Source organism: Silvimonas terrae (assembly GCF_014202765.1).
GTDB classification, from domain to species: domain Bacteria; phylum Pseudomonadota; class Gammaproteobacteria; order Burkholderiales; family Chitinibacteraceae; genus Silvimonas; species Silvimonas terrae.
This window is the reverse complement of the sequence record NZ_JACHHN010000002.1, coordinates 156,280-179,653: the sequence shown is the minus strand read 5'-3', so window position 1 is coordinate 179,653 and position 23,374 is coordinate 156,280. Positions and strand designations below refer to the sequence as shown.

At 58.5% G+C, this 23,374-nt stretch carries 20 protein-coding genes; 10 read left to right on the top strand and 10 right to left on the bottom strand.

Translation table 11 applies throughout. The annotated features are described in order from the left end of the window. Positions 1–11: 11 nt before the first annotated feature. Positions 12–440, bottom strand: a complete 429-nt coding sequence (gene rimP, locus HNQ50_RS05055) for a ribosome maturation factor RimP (protein ID WP_184099111.1) — start codon at positions 438–440, stop codon at positions 12–14. 278 nt (positions 441–718) lie between these two features. Between rimP and fadD the strand changes: the two genes are divergently transcribed. The 4 genes from fadD (at position 719) to dapE (ending at position 5,286) form a co-directional block, all read left to right on the top strand. Then, positions 719–2,386: a long-chain-fatty-acid--CoA ligase FadD gene (fadD, locus tag HNQ50_RS05050; protein ID WP_184098265.1), complete on the top strand. Its 1,668-nt coding sequence runs from the start codon at positions 719–721 to the stop codon at positions 2,384–2,386. 99 nt (positions 2,387–2,485) lie between these two features. Continuing rightward, complete coding sequence (locus HNQ50_RS05045; protein ID WP_184098263.1) at positions 2,486–3,628, top strand: PilT/PilU family type 4a pilus ATPase; 1,143 nt, start codon at positions 2,486–2,488, stop codon at positions 3,626–3,628. 110 nt (positions 3,629–3,738) lie between these two features. Next, positions 3,739–4,083 carry an ArsC family reductase gene (locus tag HNQ50_RS05040; RefSeq protein WP_184098261.1) on the top strand — a complete coding sequence of 115 codons (345 nt, stop codon included), beginning with the start codon at positions 3,739–3,741 and terminating at the stop codon, positions 4,081–4,083. Between the two features lie 72 nt (positions 4,084–4,155). Continuing rightward, complete coding sequence (gene dapE, locus HNQ50_RS05035; RefSeq protein WP_184098259.1) at positions 4,156–5,286, top strand: succinyl-diaminopimelate desuccinylase; 1,131 nt, start codon at positions 4,156–4,158, stop codon at positions 5,284–5,286. A gap of 284 nt (positions 5,287–5,570) precedes the next feature. Here the strand turns inward: dapE and HNQ50_RS05030 are convergent, their stop codons facing one another. Then, complete coding sequence (locus tag HNQ50_RS05030; RefSeq protein WP_308419134.1) at positions 5,571–7,415, bottom strand: sigma-54-dependent Fis family transcriptional regulator; 1,845 nt, start codon at positions 7,413–7,415, stop codon at positions 5,571–5,573. A gap of 284 nt (positions 7,416–7,699) precedes the next feature. On the opposite strand from HNQ50_RS05030, the gene adh reads away from it, so the two are divergent. Together adh and HNQ50_RS05020 are read left to right on the top strand one after the other, a co-directional pair. Then, complete coding sequence (gene adh / locus HNQ50_RS05025; protein ID WP_184098257.1) at positions 7,700–9,220, top strand: aldehyde dehydrogenase; 1,521 nt, start codon at positions 7,700–7,702, stop codon at positions 9,218–9,220. Between the two features lie 66 nt (positions 9,221–9,286). After that, the gene (locus tag HNQ50_RS05020; protein WP_184098255.1) at positions 9,287–9,673 is read left to right on the top strand and encodes a DUF779 domain-containing protein; all 387 of its coding nucleotides are present in this window, start codon (positions 9,287–9,289) and stop codon (positions 9,671–9,673) included. On the opposite strand, the gene tilS is transcribed toward HNQ50_RS05020, so the two are convergent. Next, a complete protein-coding gene (gene tilS / locus HNQ50_RS05015; RefSeq protein WP_184098253.1) occupies positions 9,670–11,019 on the bottom strand; it encodes a tRNA lysidine(34) synthetase TilS in 1,350 nt (449 codons plus the stop codon). The genes HNQ50_RS05020 and tilS overlap by 4 nt on opposite strands. Then, entirely contained in the window at positions 11,006–11,974 is a 969-nt protein-coding gene (locus tag HNQ50_RS05010; protein WP_184098251.1) for an acetyl-CoA carboxylase carboxyltransferase subunit alpha, read from the bottom strand. The genes tilS and HNQ50_RS05010 overlap by 14 nt, the downstream gene beginning before the upstream one ends. Positions 11,975–12,484: 510 nt before the next feature. Here HNQ50_RS05010 and flgM point away from each other — a divergent pair. After that, entirely contained in the window at positions 12,485–12,796 is a 312-nt protein-coding gene (flgM, locus tag HNQ50_RS05005) for a flagellar biosynthesis anti-sigma factor FlgM (protein ID WP_184098249.1), read from the top strand. An 88-nt stretch (positions 12,797–12,884) separates the two neighbouring features. Further along, on the top strand, positions 12,885–13,355 hold the full coding sequence (locus tag HNQ50_RS05000) for a flagella synthesis protein FlgN (protein WP_184098247.1): 471 nt from the start codon (positions 12,885–12,887) through the stop codon (positions 13,353–13,355). A 66-nt stretch (positions 13,356–13,421) separates the two neighbouring features. Here the strand turns inward: HNQ50_RS05000 and HNQ50_RS04995 are convergent, their stop codons facing one another. Continuing rightward, the gene (locus tag HNQ50_RS04995; protein WP_246428590.1) at positions 13,422–13,952 is read right to left on the bottom strand and encodes a C40 family peptidase; all 531 of its coding nucleotides are present in this window, start codon (positions 13,950–13,952) and stop codon (positions 13,422–13,424) included. Positions 13,953–14,171: 219 nt separating this feature from the next. On the opposite strand from HNQ50_RS04995, the gene HNQ50_RS04990 reads away from it, so the two are divergent. Continuing rightward, a complete protein-coding gene (locus tag HNQ50_RS04990) occupies positions 14,172–15,365 on the top strand; it encodes a class I SAM-dependent methyltransferase (protein ID WP_184098245.1) in 1,194 nt (397 codons plus the stop codon). 165 nt (positions 15,366–15,530) lie between these two features. Here the strand turns inward: HNQ50_RS04990 and HNQ50_RS04985 are convergent, their stop codons facing one another. The 3 genes from HNQ50_RS04985 to HNQ50_RS04975 all read right to left on the bottom strand — a co-directional run bounded on the left by HNQ50_RS04985 (position 15,531) and on the right by HNQ50_RS04975 (position 19,082). Next, a complete protein-coding gene (locus tag HNQ50_RS04985; protein WP_184098243.1) occupies positions 15,531–17,006 on the bottom strand; it encodes a DegQ family serine endoprotease in 1,476 nt (491 codons plus the stop codon). A gap of 94 nt (positions 17,007–17,100) precedes the next feature. Continuing rightward, positions 17,101–18,420, bottom strand: a complete 1,320-nt coding sequence (locus tag HNQ50_RS04980; protein ID WP_184098241.1) for an ATP-binding protein — start codon at positions 18,418–18,420, stop codon at positions 17,101–17,103. Beyond that, complete coding sequence (locus HNQ50_RS04975) at positions 18,417–19,082, bottom strand: response regulator (RefSeq protein WP_184098239.1); 666 nt, start codon at positions 19,080–19,082, stop codon at positions 18,417–18,419. Before HNQ50_RS04975 ends, HNQ50_RS04980 begins: the two co-directional genes overlap by 4 nt. Positions 19,083–19,181: 99 nt before the next feature. Here HNQ50_RS04975 and HNQ50_RS04970 point away from each other — a divergent pair, with 99 nt between their 5' ends. After that, positions 19,182–20,465, top strand: coding sequence for a ClcB-like voltage-gated chloride channel protein (locus HNQ50_RS04970; RefSeq protein WP_184098237.1), 1,284 nt, complete (start codon positions 19,182–19,184; stop codon positions 20,463–20,465). Positions 20,466–20,536: 71 nt separating this feature from the next. Here the strand turns inward: HNQ50_RS04970 and HNQ50_RS04965 are convergent, their stop codons facing one another. Together HNQ50_RS04965 and HNQ50_RS04960 are read right to left on the bottom strand one after the other, a co-directional pair. Further along, positions 20,537–20,839, bottom strand: coding sequence for a PsiF family protein (locus HNQ50_RS04965; RefSeq protein ID WP_184098235.1), 303 nt, complete (start codon positions 20,837–20,839; stop codon positions 20,537–20,539). A gap of 121 nt (positions 20,840–20,960) precedes the next feature. After that, positions 20,961–23,198, bottom strand: a complete 2,238-nt coding sequence (locus tag HNQ50_RS04960) for a patatin-like phospholipase family protein (protein ID WP_184098233.1) — start codon at positions 23,196–23,198, stop codon at positions 20,961–20,963. Positions 23,199–23,374: the final 176 nt, after the last annotated feature.

Here is a 23,374-nt window from a genome sequence, read left to right as displayed (position 1 = left end):
ACCGTCTGGAATCAGAACTGCGGTTCCAGACGCACTTTATCGATCTGCGTCATTTCAAGGCTCAGGCGTTCACCATCCGCTTCAATGACGACGCGGCCGTCTTCAAAGCCAATCAGCTTGCCCAACACGCGCTTACGCTTGTCCGGCAATGGCAGTCGCAATTTTGCGCGAACCATCTGGCCGGCAAAGCGCTCAAAATCAGCAGGCGTTTTCAACACGCGATCCAGCCCCGGCGACGACACTTCAAGGCGTTCGTAGCCGATGTTTTCCACCTCAAAGAGGCGCTGGAGGTGATTACTGACCGTGGCACAATCTTCCACGGTAATACCGCCTGGTTTGTCGATGAAAATGCGGACAACCCCGTTCGGGGCCAATTCCACATCCACCAGCTCATAACCAAGGCCGGGGACGGTCAGTTCAAGCACACTTTGCAGACTCACTGCCATAAAAACGCAAAATCCTTTTCGCAAACAAAAAATGGGCTGCTACAACAGCGCCCATTCTCAAGCACTCCCTGCTGCGTGCGGGTACCGATCAACTGATCGTAAAACGCCTCACCAGGGGATAAACCCGATTCTATCAGAAACAAGACTTTGGCGAAACTCTGGCGTAAACCCGGACGCCATAGTAGATAACCGGCTTGTTGGTTATGCGTTCCGGCACTAGAGTATCGCCAAAACAAGAGCCCATAGATGGGTTCAACATGGAGAAGACAAACATGGACCGCCCCTGGTTTTCCAGTTATCCCGCCGGAATCGCCCACGAGATCAATATGAAAGAGTTCTCGTCGATCCCGGACGTGATCACGCAAACACTGGTCAAATATGCTGACCGGACCGCGTTCATCAATATGGGCAAGTCCATCAGTTATCACGAGCTTGACGAGCTCACCACGGCATTTGCGGCATACCTGCAACAGGATCTGAAGCTGGCACGCGGTACACGTGTCGCCATCATGATGCCCAATCTGCTGCAGTATCCGGTCGCCCTTTTCGGCATTCTGAAAGCCGGCATGGTGGTCGTTAACGTCAACCCGCTTTATACCCCGCGCGAACTGGAACACCAGCTGAAAGATTCTGGTGCCGAGGCCATTGTCATCGTCGCCAATTTTGCCCACACACTGGAAAAAGCCATCGGCAATACCAGCGTCAAGCATGTGATCGTGACCGAAATTGCCGACATGCTGGATTTCCCCAAGCGTTTGCTGGTGAACAGCGTCGTCAAGTACGTCAAGAAAATGGTGCCGGCGTACTCCCTGCCCGGCGCCATCGACTTCAACAGCACACTCAAGATTGGCAAGGGTCTGCATTTCAGCCCGGTCCGTCTGACCCACGACGATCTGGCGTTTTTGCAATATACCGGCGGCACTACCGGCGTAGCCAAGGGTGCCATGCTGACGCACGGCAATATCGTGGCCAATATGCAGCAAGCGCATGCGTGGATTTCTGGCGCGGTGCGCGATGGTCAGGAACTGATTGTGACCGCCCTGCCGCTGTATCACATCTTCTCGCTGACCGCGAACGGCATGATCTTTACCAAGCTGGGCGCTACCAACCTCTTGATCACCAACCCGCGCGATATTCCGGGGTTTGTCAAAGAACTGGCCAAATACCCGGTGACCTCGATCACCGGCGTTAACACCCTGTTTGGCGCGTTGCTGAACAACCCGGACTTTCTCAAGCTGGATTTTTCCACCTGGCGGCTGACTTTGGGCGGCGGCATGGCGGTACAGCAGTCCGTCGCTGACAAGTGGAAAAAAGTCACTGGCGTCACGCTGGTAGAGGCCTACGGGCTCACCGAAACCTCACCCGCGGCCATGATCAACCCGATGACGTTGCGTGAATACAATGGCATGATTGGCCTGCCGATTCCGTCCACGGATGCCCAGATCCGCAATGATCAGGGCCAGGTTCTGCCGCCCGGCGAAGCCGGTGAGCTCTTTATCAAGGGCCCGCAGGTCATGAAGGGCTACTGGCAGCGCAAAGATGAAACCGACAAGGTACTGGGGGCCGATGGCTTTCTGGGTACGGGCGACGTAGCGATCATGTCGACCACCGGTTTTTTCCGCATTGCCGACCGCAAGAAAGACATGGTGCTGGTGTCCGGCTTTAACGTTTACCCCAACGAGGTGGAAGACGTGGTGTCGCGACATCCGGGCGTACTGGAAGTGGCTTGCATTGGTGTGCCTGACGATAAATCCGGCGAAGCGGTCAAGATTTTCGTGGTAAAGAAAGACCTGACGCTCACGGAAGCGCAATTGATTGCGTATTGCCGTGAACAACTGACTAATTACAAAGTACCGCGTCTTGTCGAGTTCCGTGACCAGTTGCCCAAATCGAACGTGGGCAAGATTCTGCGTCGGGAACTACGCCAGGGCCAGGCATAAAAGCCGCCAGCCAGTCAGCCGGACCGCAGCCCGTATGGATGGGGCGTGCGGTCCGGGCCGATTTTGCCGGCTGCTGAATAAAACCGGGAAGGAAGAACCATGAACCTGATGCCGTTTTTCAAATTGATGTCGGAACGCCAGGCGTCCGACCTCTTTTTGTCAGCCAATGCGCCGATCACGATCAAGATCCAGGGGGTGTGTTACCCGGTCAACAATCAGGTTCTGGGGACCGATCACGTCAAACAACTGGTGTACCAGATCATGAGCCCGCAGCACATTGCGCGCTTTGAAAAAGACCTGGAACTCAACTTTGGCATGGCGCTGGAAGGCATCGGTAATTTCCGGATCAACGTGTTCAAGAGTCGCGGCAGCGTGGCCATGGTGGTGCGCTTTATCAAGCCCAACGCCGCCACACTGGAAGAACTGCGCATGCCGGGTCTGCTGAAAGATCTGGTGATGGAAAAGCGCGGGATCATTCTGGTGGTAGGCGCAACCGGCAGCGGCAAGTCCTCTACCGTGTCGGCCATGCTGGAACACCGCAACCAGAATCACTCGGGCCACATCCTGACCATGGAAGACCCGATCGAGTATCTGTACACCCACAAAAAGAGCCTGGTGAACCAGCGCGAAGTGGGCATGGATACCCACAGTTTTAATGACGCACTGAAAAACGCCATGCGGGAAGCGCCAGACGTGCTGATGATTGGCGAATTGCGCGACCGCGAAACCGTCACCTACGCCATGCAATACGCGCAGGCAGGCCATCTGTGTATCAGTACGCTGCATGCCAACAACAGTTATCACTCGCTGGCGCGTCTGGTTAACTTTTTCCCGCAAGAAGCGCGCGAGAGCCTGCTGTATGACCTTTCTACCTCGCTCAAAGCGATCATTTCCCAGCGCTTGATTCGCAACAAACAAGGCAAACTGATCCCTGCGGTGGAAATCCTGCTCAATACCGCGCGCATTGCTGAATTGATCCGGGACGGGCAACTGTCTGAAATCAAGGAAGCCATGGAGCAAAGCCTGGCGGAAGGTTCGCAAACCTTTGAACAGTCACTCTATCGCTTGTATCGCGCTGGCGAAGTAGAACTGGATGAAGCGCTGCGCAACGCCGATTCGGCCACCAACCTGTCCTGGATGGTGAACAACGCCCAAACCGTCGAAGAGCAAGATCAGTCTTCCGGCAAGAAAACGGGCGAGGCCGCAGCGCCTGATCTCAATTTCAATATTTCGCTGCATTGATGCTGCATTGATGCGCGTTAAGCCGCATAATCAGGGCCGCAAAAAGCGGCCCTTTTTCATGGGCCCTACCCCAGCCGCCACGCACCAGAATTCATATGACGAGCATACCCATGAAGCTTTATGGCATCCCCAATTGCGACACTGTTAAAAAAGCCCGCACGTGGCTGACTGAACAAGGCCACGACTATGAATGGCATGACTTCAAAAAGAACGGTGTCAGCCGCGAATTGCTGGCCGGCTGGATTGCCCGCACAGGCTGGGAGCCGCTGGTAAACCGCCAGGGCACCACCTGGCGCAAGCTTGATGAGGCCACCAAAGCAGGCGTCGTCGATGCCGAATCGGCCATTGCCGTCATGCTGGCCCAGCCGTCTGTCATCAAGCGCCCGGTGCTGGAGCGCGATGGTCAGATCACCGTGGGCTATAAACCCGAATTGTATCAAGGCATCTTCGGCTAACCGGCCTGAGCCCTGCCCGGCTTCACCTGACCTTTATTTGATTACCACTGATTACGAGAAAAACAGAAGACCATGAGCGATCCCACCCTGGAACTGACCGAAGCGCTGATGCGCCGTGCCTCTGTCACCCCTGATGACGCTGACTGCCAAAGCATCATGGCGCGGCGCCTGGCTAATCTGGGTTTCCATATTGAGCACCTGCGTTTTGGCGAGGTGGACAACCTGTGGGCGCGCAAAGGCGATAGCGGCCCGGTGCTGGTCTTTGCCGGCCACACCGACGTGGTACCGACCGGCCCGGTGGATCGCTGGCACTCTGATCCGTTTGCACCAGAAATCCGCGATGGTCATCTGTATGGCCGCGGGGCCGCAGACATGAAAGCATCGCTGGCTGCGTTCATTACCGCGACCGAGGCATTCCTGAAGGACCATCCCGACCACAAGGGCTCAATTGCCTATCTGATTACGTCAGATGAAGAAGGCCCGGCGCATGACGGCACGGTCAAGGTGATTGAGACGCTGGCCGCCCGCAATGAGAAGATTGATTTTTGCATTGTCGGGGAACCGACCAGCTCGCAACAGTTTGGCGACATGATCAAGAACGGTCGGCGCGGCTCGCTCTCTGGTCACTTGATCGTCCATGGCGTGCAAGGTCACATTGCCTACCCGCATCTGGCCAAAAACCCCATCCACAGCCTGGCGCCGGCGCTGGCGGAACTGACCGTGACCGAGTGGGATAAGGGCAATGCGTATTTCCCGCCCACCACCTGGCAGGTTTCCAATATGCACAGCGGCACCGGGGCCACCAATGTCATCCCGGGTACCGTTGAAGTCTTGTTCAACTTCCGCTTCTCTACCGAGAATACGGCCGACACGCTGAAAGCCAAACTGGAAAGCATTCTGGACAAGCACGGCGTGGAACACGAAATCAGCTGGAGCTTGTCGGGCGAGCCGTACCTGACCGGCCAGGGCGAACTGGTGAACAGCATCCAGGCGGCCATTCAGGAAGAAACCGGCATCACGCCGGAACTCTCGACGACAGGCGGCACATCTGACGGGCGTTTCATTGCCAAGTTCTGCCCGCAAGTCGTGGAGTTCGGCCCCTTGAACGCGACCATCCACAAACTCAACGAGTGTGTGGCCGTGGCAGACCTGCCCAAGCTGGCTGGCGTCTACCGCCGGGTGCTGGAGAAACTGGTCGCGTAAGTTGCGCGCGGAGCGCCTGCCCTTCCTCAGGATCGTTTCATAGCCAGGAAGAAGCAAGGCGCAATACGGGGAGACGCTGCCGCTCAAGCGCCGATCTGCATGGCAACCCCGGATTCAAACAACTACGGCGTCATTCCGGCGAACGCCGGAATCCAGGTGTAACTAACGTGCCGCAGGCACCGAATTGGTTTGCCAGTGAAAGCCCGCCTGTGGCGGGCGGACTGGATTCCTGCTTTCGCAGGAATGACGAGTCAGAGGCATGCGGACGTCCCCCTCCTCACCCCTCAATGCCGTTGCTTGCGGTAAATCGTATTCCGCGACACACCCAGCGCCCGCGCTGCCGCTGACACGTTGCCCTCATGCTCGGCCAGCGCAGACTGGATGGCGGTTTGCGTCACCGTTGCCAGGCGGCCGGCGCTGCTCTCCTGAGCATGGCCGCCCGCTTCAGCCAGAATTACAAAATCATCCGGCAAATGCGCCAGGGTAATTTCTGTCTCGTCCCCCGCCAGCACACACGCGGTATGCAGTACGTTGTACAACTGCCGGAAATTGCCCGGCCACGCGTAGGCCAGAAAAAGGTCCATGACTTGCGGCGAGAGCGTGTAACGCAGCTGCCCGGTTTGTTCGGCATTGAGCATTTTGCGGATCACCGCCGCGAGGTCCGTGCGCTCACGCGTGGGTGGCAGCCGCACGGTCAGCCCTTGAATGCGGTAATACAGATCGGCCCGGAATTCGCCCCGTTGCACCATGGCCGGCAGGTCACAATGCGTGGCACAGATCAGTGCAATATCCACCGGCACGGCCTGGGCACTACCCAGCGGGATGACCTCGCGCTGCTGCAACACGCGCAGCAACCGCGCCTGCAAGGCCAGCGGCATATCGCCAATCTCGTCCAGAAACAGCGTGCCGCCGTGGGCTTGCACGATCTTGCCGCGATGGCCTTTATGCCGCGCACCAGTGAATGCACCATCGGCGTAGCCAAATAATTCGGATTCGATCAGCGTCTCCGGAATCGAGGCACAGTTGACCGCCACAAAGGATTTATCCGCGCGCGGTGAATCGCCGTGCATGGCCTGGGCCAGCATCTCCTTGCCGGTCCCGGTTTCCCCGGTAATCAACACCGGCACATCCCGCCCCAGCACCTTGCCAACGCGCTCCAGCACCCGCGCCAGTTGTGCGTCACCGGTATTCAGATATCCCAGCCGTGACAAGCGCGGCGACACGCGCGTCACCACGGGCGCATCACGCAAGCGCAAAGCCGCGCGGGCCTGCACCATCACACCGTTATGCAAACACAAGGTCACCCAGCCCTCACCCGCCGCCTGGCAACGCGCCAGCACATGTTCCATACCGGGATCAAACAGCGCATCAAACCGCAAACCGGCAATATCGTCTTCCAGCCCCAACTGAAAACGCGCGCTGCCATTGGCGGCCAGCAAGTGACCCTCCAGCGAGAAAGCGGCAATGCCTTCCATCAGCGTGCCGACGAACTCGCGCCGGCCGTGAAACCCCAGGTAGAGCACGTCTGTAAACGCATCCCGCAAGAGCTGGTTTTCCAGCGTTTGCGCCTGCATGCGTACCAGTGCCATGGTGTGACGGTGATAACCGCGATAATCGCCCGTCACATCAATCACGCCCGACAAGCCGCCATGCGGGTCAAGGATGGGTACGCTGGCGCAGGTCAGAAACTGGTTGGCTTTCAGAAAATGCTGGTCGCCGTGTACCGTGGCGGGCCGATGTTCTGCCAGGGCCGTGCCGATGGCATTGGTGCCCTGGCTTTGTTCTGTCCAGATGGCCCCGGGCTGCAACGCGACTTTTTGTGCGCGCGCCAGAAAATCGTCGTCCCCCAATGAATGCAACACCAGACCGGAAGCATCTGTCAGCACGATCATGCTGTGGGTATTGGCGATCTGCTGATACAACGTTTCGACCAGCGGGAGCGCGTGCTCGTAGAACAGGCGGTGCTGGTCAAGCCGTTGCGCCAGCGCATTGGGCGAGAGCAAAGCGTAGTCCGGCCGGGTGTTTTCCGAGAGGCCAAACTGACGCGAGCGGGCGTGGGCGTTGCGCAAGGTGGCAAGGTCCAGCGGCATGGCCGTTTCGCCCAGCGGCTGGAATGATGAATAGGGCACAGGGCTCTCCGCAGGTCGTCAATCCGTGCTGCAGTGCAACGAGATTTTCGTTCAGAATCAAGGCCTTGACTGTTCACCAGCCAATGTAACACCTGTTGCATTCTGGCGCAAAAGCACCGACACCCTTCGCCAGCCCCGGCCGGAAAACCCCGAAAAATCAGCACATTGCGTGATTGATGCATACGCAGCACAAGGTGGCACAGCGCTTGCAACAGTGTGGTTGGCCCCACCGGGGCTGGTACAGGTGACAACACTTGCCCCACTCAAAGAGGAGAACCGGTCAAATGAACCACGCTGAGATGAAGTTCCTGAATCTGCCCTTCCCTTATCGCAAACAATATGAAAACTACATTGGCGGGAAGTGGGTTGCGCCGGTGGATGGCGGCTATTTTGACAATGTCTCGCCCATTACCGGCGAGCCGTTCTGCCAGGTACCGCGCTCACAGGCAGCGGACGTGGAACTGGCGCTGGATGCCGCCCACGCCGCCAAAGGCGCCTGGGGCAGAACCTCGCCGGCAGAACGCGCCAATATCCTGAACAAGATTGCCGATCGCATGGAAGCCAATCTGGAAGTACTTGCCGTGGCGGAAACCATTGATAACGGCAAGCCGATCCGCGAAACCCGCGCGGCGGATATCCCGCTGGCGATTGATCACTTCCGCTATTTTGCTGGCGCGGTACGGGCGCAGGAAGGCGGGATTTCCGAGATCGATCACGACACCATTGCCTACCATTTTCATGAACCGCTGGGCGTGGTTGGCCAGATCATTCCGTGGAATTTCCCGATTTTGATGGCCACCTGGAAACTGGCCCCGGCGCTGGCTGCGGGCAATTGTGTCGTGCTGAAACCGGCTGAACAGACGCCGGCCTCCATCCTCGTTTTGCTAGACCTGATTGCAGACCTGCTGCCGCCGGGCGTACTCAACGTCGTCAACGGCTTTGGTCTGGAAGCCGGCAAGCCGCTGGCCAGCAACAAGCGTATCGCCAAGATTGCGTTTACCGGTGAGACCACCACCGGCCGTTTGATCATGCAATACGCCAGCCAGAATCTGATCCCGGTCACGCTGGAACTGGGCGGCAAGAGCCCGAATATCTTCTTTGACGATGTAATGCGTGCCGACGACGCCTTTTTTGACAAAGCGCTGGAAGGCTTTGCCATGTTTGCGCTCAATCAGGGCGAAGTGTGTACCTGCCCTTCCCGTGCGCTGGTGCAGGAATCGATCTACGAGCGCTTTATGGAACGCGCCATCAAACGCGTGGAGGCCATCCGCCAGGGCCATCCGCTGGATGGCAATACCATGATCGGCGCACAAGCCTCACAAGAGCAGTTTGAGAAGATCGTGTCTTATCTGGATCTGGGTAAACAAGAAGGCGCCAAGTGCCTTACCGGCGGTGAACCGGCACGCTTTGACGGTGAGTTGACCAAGGGTTATTACATCAAGCCCACCGTGTTTGCGGGCAATAACAAGATGCGCATCTTTCAGGAAGAAATCTTTGGCCCGGTCGTGTCGGTGACCACCTTCAAAGATGAAGCCGAAGCGCTCGAAATTGCCAACGATACCCTCTACGGCCTGGGCGCTGGCGTGTGGACGCGGGATGTGAACCGGGCTTACCACTTTGGCCGGGAAATCCAGGCGGGCCGGGTCTGGACCAACTGCTATCACGCTTACCCGGCGCATGCGGCATTTGGTGGCTACAAACAATCGGGCATCGGGCGTGAAAACCACAAGATGATGCTGGATCACTATCAGCAAACCAAGAACCTGTTGGTGAGCTATTCAGACAAGGCGCTGGGTTTCTTCTAAGCGCATCCCCTGCATGGCGGCCAGTGGCAATAGGCCGGGCCGCCATGCCCTGACAAGGAGACCCGCATGACCGACCAGGTTACCCGCGTCACCGCAACGCCAGAGGCGCTCAAGCTTATTGAGCAACTTAAAGCGCAGCACGGCGATTTGCTGTTTCACCAGTCCGGTGGCTGCTGTGATGGCAGCGCGCCAATGTGTTTCCCGCGCGATGAGTTTATGGTGGGCTCGTCCGATGTCTTGCTGGGCGAAATCGGCGGCGTGCCGTTTTATATGAGCGAATCACAGTACAGCTACTGGGAACATACTCATTTAATGATTGATGCGATCCCCGGCAACGGCGGTATGTTCTCGCTGGAACGCCCCACCGGCTTGCGCTTTCTGACGCGCTCTCGCTTGTACACCGATGAGGAATGGGCGTGGTTGGCGCAGCACCCCGCGCCACTGGCCGCTTAGAGGGGTTGGTACGGCCGATCGGGCTGCCAGAACGGCAACCAGCCGTGCTCGCCTTCGGTCGCCTGGAATTCGGCTTGTACACCAACACCCGGCCAGGCCAGCAATTGCTCGCCTTTGTATAACAGCGGTGTCTGGCTACGCACCCACGGTGCAATACCGTGGGTTTGGGCCAGGGTTTTGAGCTGCTGTGCCGGGCCATCTGCCCGCAGGCGCAATGTTCGTGCGCCTTGCCATGGCCGGAGCGAGATTTCACCGGCCAGATGGGCCGCCGCCACGCCACCTTGCGCCACTCGCTGCCAGACCAACTGGCCCCGCCAGGCCGGCACCACATCAGGTGTACCCTCCCGCCAGACCAGCGCGGTTGCCACGCCCGGCCGGACGTCTGCCGCCGTCACATACAAGCGGTCACGGTAACGGCGCACCGCCTGTTTGCGCCAGATCAGCGCGGGTTGACTGTCGCTGGCGGCCTGGGTTGCGGTTCGCCAAAGTTCATCAAACGCCCGGGTATCGAGCACCAGCCCTTGCCCCGCCAGCCAGTGGCGCAGCGCATGGCGCAAGCGCAAAGGCGAGAGTGACGTACCCAGCAAGAACGCCCCCTCGGTCACGCAATGCGCCAGGTCGGCTTGCGCCAGTTCATCCAGCAAGGACTGCGCCTCCGCAATATGGCGCGCACTGCGTGTGACACTGCGGGCCAGCGACGGAAACGCTTCTGCCGCAACCGGGATCACCTTGTGTCGCAGGAAGTTCCGGTCAAAGTCGGTTTGCTGATTGCTTTCATCCTCAATCCAGCGCAAGCCATGTTGCTGGGCATAGCGCAGCAACTCATCACGCGGGATATCCAGCAAAGGACGCAACAAGGTGGTGTGCTGATTCAGCGGGCGGGCTGAGGGCATGGCGGCCAGGCCCGGCAAGCCGCTACCGCGCAAGAGATTAAGCAGCACGGTCTCCACCTGATCGCCTTGATGATGTGCGGTCAGCACCACGTCTACCCCGGTCCGCGCAAACGCCGCGTAACGCGCACTTCGGGCAGCCGCTTCAATACCGTGGCTGCGGCGCTCGGTGAGCACCACGCGTTCGACCGAACAGGGCACGTTCAGACTGGCGGCGTAGTCGCGCGCAAACGCGGCCCAGTCATCGGCATTGGGTGAGAGACCGTGGTGGACATGTAACGCAGTCAGGTCAAACGGGAGTTTGCTACGCGCGGTGGCAAGCAGGTGCAGCAGCACCACAGAATCAAGCCCGCCAGAGAGACCCACACAAAGGCGGGCTGGCGGGCTTGCATCCGGGCAAAAAGGGGCCAGCCGGGCGACCATCAAGTCACCCGACAGGGTATCAGGCAGGGTCAACTTCCTTGAACTTGCCATAAGCCATCAGGCGATCAAAGCGGGTATCCAGCAACTCGTCTACCGACTTGTCCTGCACCGACTTGAGGGCATCGGTCAGCGCTTTTTTCATGGCGACCATCATTTGCTGATGATTGCGATGTGCGCCACCCACGGGTTCATTGATGATCTTGTCGATCAAACCCAGGGTTTTCAGGCGGCCAGAGGTAATCCCCATGGCTTCTGCGGCATCCGACGCTTTTTCTGCGGTTTTCCACAGAATGGAGGCACAACCTTCCGGCGAAATGACAGAGTACGTGGAGTACTGCAGCATCATGACCTGGTCAGCGACGGCAATGGCCAGCGCACCGCCAGAACCACCTTCGCCAATCACGGTGCAGATCACCGGCACGCGCAACCTGGTCATTTCAAACAGATTGCGGCCAATGGCCTCGGACTGGCCACGCTCTTCCGCACCAATACCCGGATAAGCACCCGGGGTATCGACAAACGTCAGGATGGGCAGATTGAATTTTTCGGCCAGTTTCATCAAGCGCAGCGCCTTGCGGTAACCCTCCGGGCGCGGCATGCCGAAATTGCGGTATTGGCGGTCTTTGGTGTCACGGCCCTTCTGATGGCCGATCACGACCACACTCTGGCCGTTAAAACGCGCCACACCGCCGACAATGGCGGCATCGTCCGCATAGTGACGGTCACCATGCAGTTCTTCAAAATCGGTGAACAGAGCCTTGATGTAATCAAGGGTGTACGGGCGCTGCGGGTGGCGTGCCACCTGGCCAATCTGGGCCGAGGTGATCTTGGCGTAAATGGCCTTGGTCAGTTCCTGGCTTTTCTTTTCCAGGTGACCGATTTCCACAGAGATGTCGACTGCCGAATCGTCCTGCACATAGCGCAGTTCCTCGATCTTGTTCTCGAGTTCAGCGATCGGTTGTTCAAAATCCAGAAAAGTGGTCTTCATACTGTTTTTGTTTCCCTGAGAAGCCGCCAGGGCTTTGGGTATTGCACAGGATTGCGTGGTGTTCCACCGTTGTAAAACGCCTGCTCTAGCGGCTTTGACGGCTTTTTTGGTCTGGGGCGGAACCCAAAAATCACGCAACTATACAGCAACGTTCTGCCCTCCCCAAGCACGGCACGCCTCAGAGGTGGCAAAGCGGGCCCAAGGTGCCTTATGACAATCGGGACAACCCTTGTATGCCAAGGCTTTGCGGGCCGTCTGTTTGCACACGCGTTGCATTCTTTGCGGCAGAATCTGCCATCTGTCTGCCCGGACCGGTATGCGCCAGTGGGCTAAGGCATGCTCCAGTTTGATCCTGCGCAAGGCGTTATCGGTGGATATACCGTAACCACCGGGGCGACAAAGCCGCAAATCGGGCCCAATCAACCCTAAAGTTCCCACGTGCGTTGCCGATAATTGGCATAATAAACGTTAATGCGCAGCCTGCCGTACCGGCGGGCGGGAAAGGTAACCATGAAAATAGACCAATCTGGCAAAGTATCCCTGCCGACGCCTACGCGTTCCGACGCCAGTCGTTCGTCTTCGACTGCCAGTCAGTCCGCATCGACACAAGAATCTGCAGGCGCTGCCCAGGAAAACGTCACACTCAACCCCATTGCCGCGCAATTGGGTCAGACCGACCAGACCGGCAGCGACAATAGTGTATTTGATAGCGACCGTGTTGCATCCTTGCGTCAAGCCATCAGCGAGGGTCGCTTCACCGTGCGCGCTGACAACATTGCCGACAAGCTGATTTCCAGCGTGCAAGACCTGTTGAGCCAGTAATATCGTGACGCCCGCGGCACGGGCCCGAGTGCCCGCCGCGGCTGCATCGCCCGCGTTTTTGATTCCCTTCTTCGTAGCGACTACGCCTGTGGTTCAAACCCAATCCGTTATTGAATTGATCCAGAATGCATCCAGCGCGCTGGCCGAGCTGCTCACGCTGCTGCATCAGGAACAAGATTGCCTCGTCAACAACCGCATTGACGAGCTTGGCGGCCTGTTGCAAGCCAAGCAGTCAGCGGCCAACCATACCGAGCAGACCACCCGCCTGGTTGAAACCTGGTTTGCCGAACACGGCATTGCCACCCATCAAGCGGATGTGCAGCGCTGGTTTGAAGCCAACCTGCCAGAAGGCGCCAGCGCCTGGAATACGCTGCGCGAACAGGCCCGCCAGGCCGCTGCCATCAATCGCAGCAATGGTTCGCTGATTGATACCCGCCGGCAACTGGTCGATGGTTTTGTCGCCGATCTGGTGCAAGAGCGTAATGATGGCTCCCAGGTGTATTCGGATACGGGCCAGCTCAGCAGTCGCCCTGGCTCCATCACCCGCGACAAAGCCTGATTGCTGATCGCAGACAAACAAAAAGCACGCCAATGGCGTGCTTTTTGTTTGTACCCTTGCAACAGACTAGTTGACGGCCATCAGCGAGCGCCCGCCTTCAAAACGTGCGGCAAACCATGGCGAATTCAGTGACTCCACCTTGATATGCCCACGGCTGGATGGCGCGTGCACAAACTTGTTGTCGCCAATGTAAACGCCAACATGGGAATACGGCTTGCCCAGGGTATTAAAGAACACCAGATCCCCGGCCTGCAGCTTTTGCCGATCCACCGGGCGCGCCAATCTCGCCATCTCAGCCGCGTTGTGCGGCAGCGTTACACCCAGCGCATTCTTGTAGATGAAGTACACCAGTCCGCTGCAATCGAGCCCGGCTTCCGGATTGGCACCGCCAAACTGATAGTTCACATCCAGCAAACTCAAGGCGTACAGCACGATTTCCTGACGGTCTTCAGACGGCACCTGGATCGTGCTGACGCTCCGATCGACCGGCCGGCTGGCTGCGGGTTGGGACGGACGGCTGACCGGTGTAGAGGAACATCCGGCCAGAACCAGAACCATGGTCAACAGCGCGACGCTTTGACTGCAAGCTGGCTTCATGACAAACCCGAAAAACACGAATGCTTGCGATTGTAACCGGCTGCCAGCCAAAAGCCAGGCCCTGCCCTGCAAAAACCCCGCCAGGCCACAGTTCATCGCAATGGAAACTGTTTTTTACTGAATCAATCTCTGGTGATTTTGACCTGATGTTCTAATTTTAAGGCAAGGCTGACATAGATAAGCCGGTAGGATCATTTGCAACCTTGAACTGAGGTCAATATGCCCTGGAACCATCTTTTCGAAGATTTCCTCGGTCGCATGCGCACTCATGGCATTCCCCTGCGCCTGCAGCTCTGGAACGGTAAGCACTTTGATTTGCACCCGGAACCCCGGGTTACGCTGATTGCCAATACCGCAGGCAGTTTGCGTCACGTCATCAACCCCACGCTCGACTCGCTGGGCAAAGCCTATGTGGAAGGCGAGATCGATCTGGAAGGCCATGTGCTGGACGTGGTCGATATCGCCACCCAACTGGCCGCGGCTGAAGGCGACAGTAGCCGCCCTGGCGCCCGCAACGGACGTCACTCCCGTGACTCTGACAAAAACGCCATCAGCTATCACTACGATGTGTCCAACGAGTTCTACAGTGCCTGGCTAGACAAGAACATGGTGTATTCCTGCGCCTATTTCCGCTCGGAAGCCGACACCCTGGATCAGGCACAAGAACAGAAGATTGATCACATCCTCAACAAGATCAATATCCAGCCCGGCCAGCGCTTGCTGGATATTGGCTGCGGCTGGGGTGCGCTGATGATCCGCGCAGTCAAACAGTATGGCGCGCGCGCGGTCGGGGTCACGCTCTCGCAAAACCAGTACGAGTACGCGAAAGAGCGCATTGCCCGGGAAGGCATTGCCGATCGCTGTGAAGTACGGCTGGAAGACTACCGTGATGTCACCGGCCAGTTTGATCGGGTCACCAGCGTGGGCATGTTTGAACACGTGGGGCTCAAGAACCTGGAAGGGTATTTCCGCCGCATTCACAACTTGCTGGTGGATGGCGGCGTGGCCATGAACCATGGCATCACCAGTACGGACGTCAACTCCGGCGACACACCGTTTGGCGGCGGTGACTTCATTGACCGTTATGTATTTCCGGATGGCGAACTCCCCCACATCAGCCTCACCCTGCGCGAAATGTGCGCCGCCGGGCTGGAACCGCTGGATGTAGAAAACCTGCGCCGCCATTACGCCCTTACGCTGAAACACTGGGCCGAGCGCTTTGAAGAGCATGGCGAACGCATGCGCAAACTGGCGGGAGAGCAAAAATACCGGATCTGGCGGGTTTATCTGGCGGGCTGCGCATACGGCTTCACGCATGACTGGATTTCCCTGAACCAGATTGTGGCGGTCAAGGCCGGCGGCCCGAACATGAACCGCTTACCACTGACGCGGGATTATATGTATCGCGGCTAGGCAATGAGGCAGGCGTCAAAAAAGAAGGGGGCGGACCTTGCGGTACGCCCCCGAGCTTATCAGGGAGAGTCAATTACACTTCAGGTACATCAAACTTCGTACTTCAGTTGCGGGGTCTGCCGAACCCGCAATCAAACCAGACTGACTACCGGATGCCGCCGGTGATCAACCCAGATTGATCGGAACAAAAATCCTGGCGTCGCCACGCTGCACCAGCAGCGCAACATGGTCGCCGGCCTTGGCCACCAGAGATTTCAATTGATCTGCATTGGTCACGTTGGTGCCATTGATTGCCAGCACCACGTCACCCGGTTCAATACCTGCCTGTGCGGCGGGCCCCGCCACCTGCTCGACCACCAGACCCGTCGCAATGCCGGATTCCTGCTTTTCATCCGGCGAGAGCGGACGCACTGCCAGTCCCAACCGGCCATGATCCTGGGCTGGATTGGCGGAGGCCACCTTGGCGTCTTTCGCTTCACCCACCTTGGCGGTGATATCCACTGTTTTGCCGTTGCGCCACACTTGCATCGCGGCATCGGCACCCGGTGCCAGGTTCGCTACTGCTGGCGGCAGTTCGCTGGAATTTTCCACCGTCTTGCCGTTGAGCTTGAGCACAATATCGCCCGCCTTCAGGCCGGCCTTGGCGCCCGGGCTATCCGGTTCGACACCGCTGACCAGCGCGCCGGTCGGGGTCTTGAGACCAAACGACTGAGCCAGCGCCTGGTTTACGTCCTGGATGGAAATCCCCAGACGACCGCGCGTGACCTTGCCGTGCGCCACAATCTGTTGCTCGACATTGCGGGCAATGTCGATCGGAATCGAGAACGACAACCCCTGGAACCCCCCGCTGCGCGAGTAAATCTGGGAGTTGATGCCAATCACTTCGCCATTCAGATTGAATAGCGGACCACCAGAGTTACCTGGGTTGATCGGCGCGTCGGTCTGGATAAATGGCGTGTAACCCTCATCCGGCAAAGAGCGGGACTTGGCGGAGATAATCCCGGCCGTGGCCGAGTTTTCAAACCCGAATGGCGAGCCGATCGCCAGCACCCAGTCACCCACGTGCGAGCCAGCCGGGTCGCCCAGCTTTACGGTCGGCAGGTTATCGGCCTTGATGCGCAACACGGCGATATCAGTCGCTTTATCCGCGCCCAGCACTTTGGCGGTAAATTCACGCTTGTCGGTCAGCTTGACCGTGACTTCGCTGGCGTCTGCCACCACATGGGCGTTGGTCAGGATCAGGCCATCCGGGCTGATGATGAAACCGGAACCCAATGCGTGCATGCGTTGCGCCTGATCACCTTCCCCACCGCCCTGCGGATTGGGAATACCGAACCGCTTGAAGAAATCGTAGAAAGGATCGTCCGGATCGGGCGCTTGTTGCGTGCGGTTGGCGGTTTTAACCTGCGCCGTCACGCTGATGTTGACCACCGCCGGGCCATAACGGCCAACGATGTCACTGAAATTGGGCAGCGCCATTTGGGGCGCTGCAACGCCAGCCACCGCTTGCGCGGCGACAGGCTGCGCACCGGCTACCGCTTCCGGCAACAAGTGCGTGTTCATTTTAGCCACGGAGAAGCCAAGTACCCCGGCCAGTGCCAAAGCAATGGCCGACGTCTTCCAGGTGCGAGGTGTCTTCATGGGTGTTGCTCCTTTGCAGTCATCTTGGTGGACCGTTGCATTGGAGATTAAAACCCGTGGACTTAAGCAAGCCTTAAAACGGCAGAACGAATGTTCACGTCACCGGATTTTTTTGCGTAAATATTACCTCTACCGCCAGTCCCCCAAGCGGGGAACTTCCCAGCACAACCCGCGCCGATTCTTTACTGGCCAGTGCTTTGACGATTGCCAGGCCCAGACCGCTTCCGGCAGCCGTTACCCCTGGACGGCGGTAAAAGCGATCGAACACCCGTTCATGCTCTTCTGCGGGAATTCCCGGCCCGCTATCACACACCTTGAACACCGGCTGACCGTGTTCGTTCAAGCGCGTAGACACATCAACCTGCCCGCCTTTGGGGGTATAGCGGATGGCGTTGCCGATCAGATTGGCAAACACCGTGCGTACTGCCTCCCGGTCAGCCGTGACATGCACGGCGCTGGCAGCCGGCTCAAGGCCGATATCCAGTTCCCCGGCCTCGGCCAGGGGCAGGTGGTCGGCCAGCACTTCTCCGGCCAGTTCTGCCAGATCAATCTCGGAGGGTATCTGGTTGCGGTTATCCGGCTCAGCCCGTGCCAGCGTCAGCAACTGCTGCAGCACGTGAGTGGCACGGTTCAGCCCGGATTGCAGTGATCTGAGCGCGGTATGGCGCTCCTCATCGCTGGTGGCGCGTTCCAATAGCTGCAATTGCAATTGCAGCGCCGTCAAGGGCGTGCGCAATTCATGCGCGGCGTCGGCGGTAAAGGTGCGTTGCGCGTCCAGCGTGCGCCCCAATCTGCCCATCAACATATTGATGGCATTGACCAGCACCCCCGCCTCCACCGGCACGCGTTTGTCTTCAATGGGTTCCAGTGCGGTGGGCGTGCGCGCGGCCACCATCCCCGCCAGGTCTTCCAGCGGCTTGAGGCCACGCCCCACGGCTAGCCAGCCGATCACCGCCAGCAAGGGCAGCATGGCCAGAAACGGCATGGAGGTTCGAATGGCCGCCATCAGCGCCAGCTGGTTGCGGATACGCATGGGCTGCGCGACCTGCACTACTTCTCCTGCCAGCGGAATCGAAAATGCCCGCCATGTGCCGTCGCGGGTTTCTACGGTAGAGAATCCCAGTTGTGCCTGATCTGGCAGCACGCGGTTGGGGTGGGACATATAAATGCGGATGCCGCGTTCGTTCCAGACCTGAATCACAAAATCAAAGTCGCTCCGGTCATTGGAGGGCGCGGGTAACGCGCGGGAAAAGCTTTGATCACGCAACGCCAGGGCCATTTGGCGTAACTGGTAGTCAAACAGCGCGTTGGCTTCCTGGCGAGAACGATAAAAGGTGATGCCGGCACCTAGCGCAATCGCACCACACAGCACCGCCAGCAGCGAGGCCACCAATTGCTTGCGGATAGAAATCATGCGGCGGCCTTGGGCACAAAATAACCGACGCCGCGCAGGTTTTTGATCCAGTCCGGGCCCAGCTTGCGCCGCAGTGCATGGATATAGACCTCTACGGTGTTCGAGCCGATCTCTTCGCCCCAACCATACAGACGCTCTTCCAGTTGCGCGCGGGAGAGCGGCACGCCCGGACGCTCGGCCAGGGCAGCCAGCAAGGCGTATTCACGAGCAGAAAGGGTCACCGGCTGGCCTTTCAATGTCACCTCCCGCGTGGCGGGGTTAACGCGCAGTTCCCCCAGATCGATCACCGGATCAACCCGGCCGGCATGCCGCCGCAATACCGCCCGGATGCGCGCAGCCAGTTCGTGCAGATCAAACGGCTTGACCACGTAGTCATCCGCGCCGGCATCCAGCCCTTCAATGCGGTTCTCCACCGTATCGCGCGCGGTCAGGATCAGCACTGGCCGGCCATCTTGCCGCCGGCGCATACCTTGCAACAATTGCAGGCCGGATTTGCGTGGCAGGGACAGATCCAGCAGCACCAGTTCATGCTCGCCGCAATTGAGCGCGGTTTCGCCTTCGCCGCCGTCCCGCGCCCAGTCCACTGTCATACCCAGTGGCTTGAGCCCTTGCTGCACTGCCTCGCCAATCATGACGTCGTCTTCTACCAGCAAAACCCGCACTGCACTTCTCCCGAGACCCAATGACGCCTGTAACGCGCGTCCGAATGCCTGTATTGTAGCGGGCACCTTTACGAATGGCGCAAGCCGATCATACCGCGAATGCCCACATCTTCCCGCCATGTTGCCATGTTGCTGCTGTGGTCCGCGCTGGCGGGCGTGGGCGGCGCGCTGGCGACGGTGTTGTTCCGCGAGATCATCGCGCTTTGCCTGTTCTTGATCAACGGCCAGCAAGGCTGGGGCCTTGTGGAAACCGCCCGCTCGCTGCCGGCGTGGCTGCGGGTGGCCTTCCCTGCGGTGGGCGGTCTTGCGGCCGGGTTGGTGTTGCAATTTCTACTGACCGATGCCCAGCGCCGGGCACGGGTTGATTATATGGAAGCCGTCACCGTCGGCAGCGGCAATGTCAGCGCACGCGGCAGTCTGGTGCGCTGTCTTTCCTCGCTGTTGAGTATTGTGTCGGGGGGCTCACTGGGGCGGGAAGGCTCTATGGTGCAACTGGCTGCGCTGGGCGGATCGCTACTCGGCCAGATCACCCGCATGCCCACTGGCGAGCGCCGTTTGCTGGTGGCGTGTGGCGCGGCATCCGGCATGGCGTGCGCGTATAACGCACCGCTGGCGGGCACGCTGTTTGTGGCAGAGATTGTGCTGGAGTCCATTGCCATGCCCACCCTGGGGCCACTGTTGATTGCGGCGGTGATTGGCAATGAATTGTTTCATCATCTGTGGAACGCTGCGCCGATTTTCGAAATTCCGCCACTGGGTTTTGTCTCGCCGTGGGAAATGCCCGGCTACATCACGCTGGGCCTGCTGTGTGGCGCGTTGGCACCGTGTTTTCTGAAACTGCTGAATCTGTCGCGTGCCGGTTTTGCCCGCCTTGATCTGCCCTTGCCCATCACCCTGGCACTGGGTGGCCTGGTGGTTGGCTTGATTTCGCTGTGGCGGCCCGAGGTCTGGGGTAATGGCTACAGCGTGGTCAGCGACCTTTTGCGTGGTCACTGGCCGTGGCAGATGGTACTGATCCTGCTGGCCTGCAAAGCAGTCTCGACCAGCGCCAGCATCGGTTCAGGCGCAGTGGGCGGCGTGTTTACGCCCACTCTGTTCATGGGGGCCGCCGTTGGCATGATGTTTGGCATGGGCTCACACGCGCTGTTCGGGCAGATGACCGCTAGTCCCACGGTCTACGCTGTGCTGGGGATGGGGGCGTTTCTGGCCAGCGCCACCCAGGCCCCGCTGATGGCCATTGTCATGATCTTTGAAATGACGCGCGATTATGAAGTGGTCGCGCCGCTCATGGTGGCCTGCGCGCTGGCATGGTTTGTTTCACGCTGGATTGGCGCACCAACCATGTATCACTCCGGACGGGAATCCGCACCCCCGGCGGCCTGATCAAACGGACAAAGCGGACATGAAAAAAGGCAGCGTTTTCGCTGCCTTTTTTTGCGACCACGCGGCCTGGTTTATTTTTTCAGGCAGGTGCTCATAAAGGTCTTGCGGGCGTCGCCCTTCAGATTCTGGCCGGTGGCATCAGCATTACACGTCTTCATTTTTTCTTGCTGGGTGGCCGGCATGGACGCGGCCGGTGCACTGGCAGTGGCCTTCAGACACGTGCTCATGAAGGTCTTGCGTGCGTCACCACTCAGCGACTTGGCCGTTGCATCGGCATTACACGACTTCATTTTGTCCTGTTGCGAATTGGCAGCCATCACCTGGGTGGACAGCAACAACGCAACAGCCAGCAGCGAAATACGAACGAAACTCATGGGAATTCTCCTGGGTCAATCTGCCGGCAGGGCAGCGCTTGCCAGTGTAGTCAATTCAAGCCGGATTCACGCAAGCTGCTCTGTAACATTGTTTTCAGCTATGCAACACAAACCCCCATTCTCAGAAAGGATTGCCCAGCGTGAGGTAATAACGCCATTGCCGGTTATCGCCATACGCTGCGCCCAGATAAAGCGGCCCCAGGAATGAATCCACGGCAATAAATCCAACGCCGGAGTAATGCCATTTCTCTTCTGCATCATCGAGTGCCGAGGAATACATTTTGCCGGATTCACCCGCCAGACCAATCATGGTGCGCTTGCTCTCCGCATTCAGGAACGGCAATGGCCGGTACAACGCCACGCGGCCATAGATAAATTTATCGCCAATCAGCCCTTGATATGGATAACTGGACAGATTCAGGAAACCACCCAGCCAGCCGGTATCAATAAACGCGTTGTCACCATTGCGGGTAGCCTGTGCCTTGACCAGCACATAACCGCTGGTTTCGCCAAACGAGAAACCCTGCCGCGCGTTGATTGAGGCGCGCCCGTAACTGGACGAATCCGCCGCGCCGCTCACCGCCTGATAAACACTCATATGAAACTGCGTGCCACTGCTGGGGAAATCCGCGTTATCCAGCTGATCGAAACTGACGCTGGCGCGCAGACCATAATCGTATTGGTAGATATCCGGCAAAGAAACAATCCCGTCGCCGGTCAACACGCCGCCCACCACGCCGCTGGCATGACCGTGTTCGGCCATCACCCCGATACGTGCCTCACCATAACGGGAGAATCCCGAACCCAGATCAATGCCGGCTTGTTGTTTGTACAAGCGGAATTGCCCCACTTCGGTATCCCCTTCATACACCGCCAGCGGGCTGGATTGAATGGCAAAATTGGGCGCAAGGAACGCATAACCATCAATCTGCAAAGGCTGGTAGAACTCGCCGGTCAACGCCATGGTATCGCCGGCCCGCAAAGAAACGGACGCTTCTGCCCCCAGCGGATTAAGCCAGGTACGCCGATAACGCGCCAGCAATGCATACGGTGAGGCGTTTTCAAAGTCGGTGCCCAGCGCAATACCGAAATTGAAGTAATTGGGACCCCAGTCTTTTTCCACCGGGATCAGCCGTAATTTCTGGCCAGCCCCGTCGTCCAGCAATTCGTAATCAAGCTGGGAGAAATCTCCGCGTGCGTACAGGCGCGACAATTGATCATGAAAATCCGTGCTATCCAGATTTTTGCCCAGCTCCACGTCCACATTGCGGCTCAAGACATCCGGGTTCACGCGGGTCAGGCGCTCAACCTGCAGACTGTCAATGGGCTTGGGTTGCAGCCGGCGCTCTTCCCGCGCCTGTTCCCATTTTTCATAGTCGGCGGCGGGCAAGGCGTAATGCTGCAGATTGACCAATTGCTGGCGCGCTGCTTTTTCACCGGCCAGAAAAAAGTCTGGGGCCTTGGCAAAATCGGTGCTTTCCAGATTGCCCAGTGCCGGCGTGATCAACACATCATCTTGTTTCAGACTGGCTATCTGCGGGCGCTGGTTCTGCACGATCATCAAACGGGTGTACTGCGCCGCCACATCAAAAATGGTGTTGATGTTGTCACGCTTGAGCGGCGGTGAAGCCACATCCACGGCAATGACCACGTCTGCACACAGCTTGCGCGCCACATCTACCGCCAGGTTGCGGGACAAACCGCCATCCACCAGCAAATGCTCACTGCGCGCCACCGGCGGGAATACCCCCGGCACCGCCATACTGGCACGCATGGCGGTCACGATATCCCCATCGCCCAGCACCACCATTTCACCGGTTTCCAGATCAGTGGCAATGGCACGAAATGGTACGGAGAGTTCATCAAAATTCCTGGCGGTGCCCCCATAGGTCAGATCACGCAACAGGGTCTCGATCTTCTGCGTATCAATGGCTGACTTGGGCAAAGCCAGCGAACCATCGTCGCGCACGCCCACGTCAATGGGCGCCAGATGCATGTTGTCGTCCTGCTTTTGCCGGTACGACATCTGCTGACGGGGCAAGCCGCCCTCAAACAGCGCATTCCAGTCAGTCTTGCTGGAGTGGTTGATCATGGAGTCTGCGGTCTGCCCCGCCGCATAACTGCCGCCAACCAGCGCGCCGATGCTGGTACCGACCACGCAATCGACCGGGATATGGTTTTCTTCCAGCACTTTGAGCACGCCCACATGGGCCAGCCCGCGCGCACCACCCCCACCCAGCACCAGCCCGATACGGGGACGGGCGTGAGGTGCAGAAGCTTCGGTTGCCGCTGGTAAATCTGCCGCCAGTGTCATTGCGGAGAACAGCAATCCGGCCAATAGTCCCAGTACTTTATGCATGCTTCTCATGCTTGCCCTATGCGTTTTATCCGGCATTGCCCAGTCGTTTTACGTTATCCGATATTCGGGCGCGATTCTAACCGAGTGCAAGAAAACCACGCATCAGGAAATGCGCTGTCTTGCACAAGCCACACGGCCTTTTCAGACCTTGCCGCCTGTTCACGCGGGCGCACTCA